We start from the raw sequence: 5,354 nt of genomic DNA, 5'->3' as shown, positions 1-5,354 counted from the left end.
TTAAATTGAAAAAGAACCGAATCAAAATGATTCGATTCTTGAGTTGAATAATTCGTCAAGTGCTTAACTTAATGACATTGATTCAAAGTGTGCTAATTGGTTTTTTGTTTTTTATGATTTTATTCTTTAGCTTTTTTCTTGGAAGCTGTAAATAGACCTAACGAAGTTAACAATACGGAAATCCCGACAAATAAAGCGGTTTGTTTTTCTCCAGTTTGAGGGAGAGTGGCTTTGTTTTCTGTGGGCTTAGATTGTTTCTCATTAACTTTGTTTACCAGTCGATTAATCTTGTTAACTTTAGCTTTTGACTGTTTATTTTGCTCAACAACCAATTTCTCTTTTGATGTTTTGGTTTCAGTTTCTAGTTGATTATTGTCATCTGAAATAGTTAGTTTTACTTCAATAGTTTCGGTTGTTTCAGTTGGCGGAGTATCTGAAATAGGTTTAGTAGTTGAAGTTCCCTCGATATGAGTTGGCGTAAGCTTGTTTTCATCAATAGAGGTATTAGTTTCGACTTTTTTATACGTGATCGTAATGTCTTCTGGCGTTGAATCCGCATTAACTTCTAGGGCATCAACTTTCGGGATACTTGGTGTATAGCCAGGGATGACTACAGGGATGTATGCTTCTAAAGTCGTCAAAATATTGCCATCTTGAGAAATAAAATCTGTGTAGATTGATTGTTTAGTAACTAAATCTGTTGAAACGTTTCTGGTGAAAGTTGCTTTTTGAATGATTTCCCTTGTACCCTCATTAGGTGTTATTACAGTGATTGCCCGTTTCACCGTCTTTGATTCAGTGTTTTGGGTAAATTTATGAGTAAGTTTAACTTGATAAGTACCAGTTAATTTCCTAATAAGAGTTGCTGGATCTTTTTCGATTTCCGCATCAGTTACAGGAATTTCATAAGTAAGATCATACTTGGTTAGATCAACCTTTTCGCCAACCGCTGTTCTAATTTTTTGATCAATCGTGTTATTTAAGTCATCAATGGAAGGGAACATGAAGTTTTCAAGATCTGCTTTCATAGCTTCAGAAGTGCCTTCAGCAACAAAATTAACATTCAGATTGATTTCAGTCGGACGCTTGAGCTCTGGATTTGAATCGTCACTCTAAGCCGAACGATCGCCAAATTCATCTGGTGCAATGATGATTAATGGATGATTTGACTGGAATGCGAAGTAGTTCCTCATTATGTCATAATAATATTTTTCGTGTTCATCCACTTCCTCAATTGCAGGAGCATTCTTGGGGTCAAGAATCCATTCGGGAATTTTTCTTGTTCTTAAATCAATCCAACTTGTGTTGTACCCTAAATTGTAATATGCTGGCCAAGTAAGGTTTTTAAAGTTTTTAGCCATTAATACCTCTAGGTTAGGGCTTGTTTGCAAAACGTTTCTATCTTCAATTTCAAAAAAAACTCTAATCCAATTCCAGTTGGAGATATTAAGGTATCTTAAATTTGTTAAGCCACGAAGCATATATGAAATATCGCCTGGCCCCTCATCTGACCAATTGCTTATATCCAAATGACTCAGTTTTTCTGAATACGCGAATGCTCTAAAAGAGCTTATGGCATTAGAAGTATTCCAGCCACTTAGATCTAACTTTTCAAGATTACTTTCTTCAAACATAGATCGGATGTCTGTTATTTCTTCTGTATCTAAATTAGAAAGATCAAGTTGTGTTAAGTTTTTAATAAATTCATACCGTTCATTTCTAAAATATAAACCTCGATCACTGATTTTGAGTTTGTTATCTCCATTTTCGCTTACTTTAATAGTTATTTTATCTGCAATTTTGTTTGTACCTGTGATATAAGTACTGCGATCAAAAACGATCTTTCTCATTGCATCTGATGAAATCGTTGCAATATGACCTTCATCAATAATCCCTTTTTGAATAAAATCATAAGTATTTGGAAGAAGTACAGTCCATTCTTTTTCAAGATCAGCTTCTTCGTAAGTGTAGTCAGTAATGGCAACGTTCAGATCATCACCGACTTCATAGATGACCTTATTCCAGTCAATTACATCTTCTTTGGTTGTAACTTCGCTAGATTCTGATTTGATCTCCACTTTTGGAAAATTTGGGGTAGTTGCTAAATTTGAGGTCGTGTCTGCTTCCTCAGAAGATTCTGTCGAAGTATCAGTTGTAGAAGTTGAAACTAAAGTATTTTCTACAGAAGTAGTATTTTTAGCACCTTCAGTTGTTTTAGTATTACTCTCAATATTTGTTTCGTTTGTAGTTTCGCCATTAGATGGAGTCTCAGTAGGTGGAGATTCTTCTTTGATTACGTTGGCAACTACTGGTTCATCTTGAGGATCGGCTCGAACATGTTCGGTATGAATAGTTGCTAAAACAGCAAAAGTAACGGGCACCAATCCAATAGTTAATTTACGTAGGGAGAAAAAAGTTCTTTTAGTAGTCATGATGTTTTCATCCTCTCTATATAAAAGCGGTTTCATTTTATAATAAAATTATACTATTAGTGTATGATAAAATATACTAAAAGCACTCGCGTTGTAGCATGTTGACGGTGAAAATACCCAATTAAGTTTTTTAAATATAATCAGATATTTATAAGCTTTAGTGAGTTTAGAAACAAAATTGAATATTATATAATTGTGATTCTAATAAATAGATATTTTTGTCAGGTCATACAGAGATGAGGAAAAAGATGGAAATTTCAGAACATTTTGGTGTCTATGGTGTATGTATTGAAGAGGGCAAATTGTTATGTGTGCGAAAATATGGTGGACCATATAACGGCAGATATGATTTGCCTGGTGGTTGCCAAAAAAAGACGAAAGCTTATTTGATACGCTTTGTCGAGAGATGAAGGAAGAAACTAGCTACAGAGTAAAGAAGATATATGATAATTCAATATTTGATACATTTGTACGTACTGGTGAAAACCAGTTTGTTCATCATTTTTTTGCTCTCTATGATGTTGAGTTAGAGAATGCAAATAAAACCGTTGATTGTAAAATCAAATTGAACACTTGGCAAAAATAAAAGCCCATTGGGACCTGTTTGATAGAATGTTAATAACCAAAAAACATCTATTGGAGCTCACAAATGGACTGCTTAAATTCTACCATACACATCAAAGGAAAGTACTTATCTTATCAAGATCAAATCGGACTCAAGGACGGCTATTCCTAACGCACTATTGCACGCGAGATTGGCTGCTCGCCTGCTACTGTCAGCTATGAGGTCAAGCGTGGCACCGTTGTGCTCTACAGCAGCAAGCACAGGGCTATAAAGCCGATCGCGGGCAGAAAGTCTATCGCTTGCATCGCCTTAGCTGCGGACGCAAATTGGATTTTCTCAAAAAATCTAGATTCATTCAGTACGTCAATCGCCGCTTCTTTGAAGACGGCTGGTCGCTTGACGCCTGCAGTAATCGCGCTCTAGCAGTCGGCGAATTTTCCAGCCGTGACGTCGTTTGCACCAGAACTCTGTACAGATACGTCGACCAAGGGCTACTGGATATCAAGAATTTCGACTTGCCAGAAAAGCTCAAGCGCCGAGAAGAGTTTGGCCATTGGGAATGCGATCTTGTACTAGGACACAAGGCTAAAGGCGAAGAGGCATTATTGACTCTATCTGAACGTATGAGTCGAGAATTCTTGATCATGCAGGCCTTTTGTCAGCTTAAAGCACAATACAGCGAGCATTGGAACGATATCTTCAAGACGATTACTACGGACAACGGCTCTGAATTTGCGGATATATCAAAGTTAGAGGATATATCCAAGACACTAGTTTATTATGCACATCCATATACTTCGTGTGATAAAGGTACAGTAGAAAGGCATAATAGGCTTATTCGTAGATTTATTCCCAAGGGAGAAAGCATAACAGACTATAGCCTGCAGGAAATCATGGATATTGAGACATGGTGCAACTCATTGCCAAGATGGTATACCATACGCCAGATGAAATATTCGAAAAGGAAAAAGATCGTATCTATCAAGCAGCGTAAGTGTTCAATTTATTATTGCAATTTACGATAATATCTATTAAGTTAAAATAGGACGTCTTATAATGAAGTAAAATCTTATAAATAGTGTTACTAAATCAAGAAATAGTTGCAATTTTAACTATCGCTGTGAATTAGTAAAAACTGTATATATTTTTTAAATAACTGATGTCAAATTATGATGAGAAAATTAATATTTGGCAAAATCAATGCATTTTCCTATTCAAGAAGGATTTAGATGTAGTAGAATAATTTTATTATGACAATTTTTTGAGGTGAATGACTTGAAATATTTTAGAAACGATAAACTGGATTTAGTTAATAAGGAAAAACAACGCTTTGGTTTTAGAAAATTATCAAGCGGAAAAATTGCTTCAGTATTGTTAGGGGTAACTATTTTTGGTAGTTTTGCTCTTAATGGCCAAGTTGTTAAGGCTGATACAACTGCTGATGGCAGTCAAACAAGTGCTGTAGTTGAAGATCCAAAGAATAAGCAGACAGATGAAAAAGAACAATCTGGACAAGATGCTTCTGCACAAAAAGATAGTGACAACTTAGGCGGTGAAGAAACTACTGAAGCTGATCAAGGCAAGCAAGCTACGCAAACTCAAACTTCTGATACTACTAGTGGTAGTGAAGCTGAAACTGGTAGGCCCCAAGCAGATAGTACGGGTACTGATACCCAAAATGCAAATAGGGAGGGTACAACCTCTGATACAAACGGTGTGGGGGCTGTTAAGGTAAGAAGAACTCGTGCAGCAGTTCTTGCTACTACAACTTCTTCTGATACTTCTACTGATGGTGTGTTAGATGTTGATCAACTACTTAAGACATATCCAGAAATAGATGCAGAGCGTGCCCAAAAATTACTTGATTACTACAATAATCTAATTCCAGCTGCTGGTGCTTTAGGAGAACCGGCAAGTTCATATGGACAAGACTGGACAAAACAGCAAGTTCAAGGTCGTGGAGATCCTAAAACTTTAACTAATTACTATGTTGATTTTTATGTTGGTAATTTAATTAAGGCTATCATCCAAAAAGGACAAGGTAAGTTTGATAAACCAATAAATGATCTACAGGCTCTAGCTGATCAATATCCTGATAATCAGGACATTCAGAACGCACTTAATAAGGTAACTGAAGCCGAAAAAAATGTTAATGCTGATAATTTTGCTAATCCCAGTGCATTAGCAGATGCAATGAAGCAGTTAGATGACTATGGTTCATTAGAAAAAATCAAAGAATTAGGAGAGGCTGCTAAAAATCCTACAGCAGTAGTTAATAAGGGCGCCTTACAAAGCGCTGTAGACACAGCCGATACAGTTAAAGCAGCAAATAGCAAAGCCAGTGAAGATAAGCAGAA

Annotated in this window: 4 protein-coding genes and 1 pseudogene; 3 read left to right on the top strand and 2 right to left on the bottom strand. The window is 36.1% G+C overall.

Going from position 1 to position 5,354, the window contains the following annotated elements:
• Positions 1-119 precede the first annotated feature (119 nt).
• On the bottom strand, positions 120-1,028 hold the full coding sequence (locus tag BN52_RS08210) for a mucin-binding protein (protein WP_008474030.1): 909 nt from the start codon (positions 1,026-1,028) through the stop codon (positions 120-122).
• Between the two features lie 84 nt (positions 1,029-1,112).
• Complete coding sequence (locus tag BN52_RS08205) at positions 1,113-2,432, bottom strand: BspA family leucine-rich repeat surface protein (RefSeq protein ID WP_008474028.1); 1,320 nt, start codon at positions 2,430-2,432, stop codon at positions 1,113-1,115.
• Positions 2,433-2,680: 248 nt separating this feature from the next.
• On the opposite strand from BN52_RS08205, the gene BN52_RS09660 reads away from it, so the two are divergent.
• The 3 genes and pseudogenes from BN52_RS09660 to BN52_RS08190 form a co-directional block, all read left to right on the top strand.
• On the top strand, positions 2,681-2,842 hold the full coding sequence (locus BN52_RS09660; protein ID WP_008474027.1) for an NUDIX hydrolase: 162 nt from the start codon (positions 2,681-2,683) through the stop codon (positions 2,840-2,842).
• A 239-nt stretch (positions 2,843-3,081) separates the two neighbouring features.
• Positions 3,082-3,991, top strand: a pseudogene (locus tag BN52_RS08195) (IS30 family transposase).
• Positions 3,992-4,272: 281 nt separating this feature from the next.
• On the top strand, positions 4,273-5,354 hold a 1,082-nt coding region (locus BN52_RS08190; protein ID WP_040473515.1), incomplete at its 3' end, for a YSIRK-type signal peptide-containing protein.

Source organism: Lactobacillus gigeriorum DSM 23908 = CRBIP 24.85, from assembly GCF_000296855.1.
Classification (GTDB): Bacteria; Bacillota; Bacilli; order Lactobacillales; family Lactobacillaceae; genus Lactobacillus; species Lactobacillus gigeriorum.
Note: the sequence above shows the minus strand (reverse complement) of the source record. Positions and strands in the feature narration are given on the sequence as shown.

Bases quoted from the DNA above. Each gene is read 5' to 3' on its own strand.
- BN52_RS08205 (WP_008474028.1), bottom strand. From the start codon at position 2,432: ATGACTACTAAAAGAACTTTTTTCTCCCTACGTAAATTAACTATTGGA.
- BN52_RS08210 (WP_008474030.1), bottom strand. From the start codon at position 1,028: ATGAAAGCAGATCTTGAAAACTTCATGTTCCCTTCCATTGATGACTTA.
- BN52_RS09660 (WP_008474027.1), top strand. From the start codon at position 2,681: ATGGAAATTTCAGAACATTTTGGTGTCTATGGTGTATGTATTGAAGAG.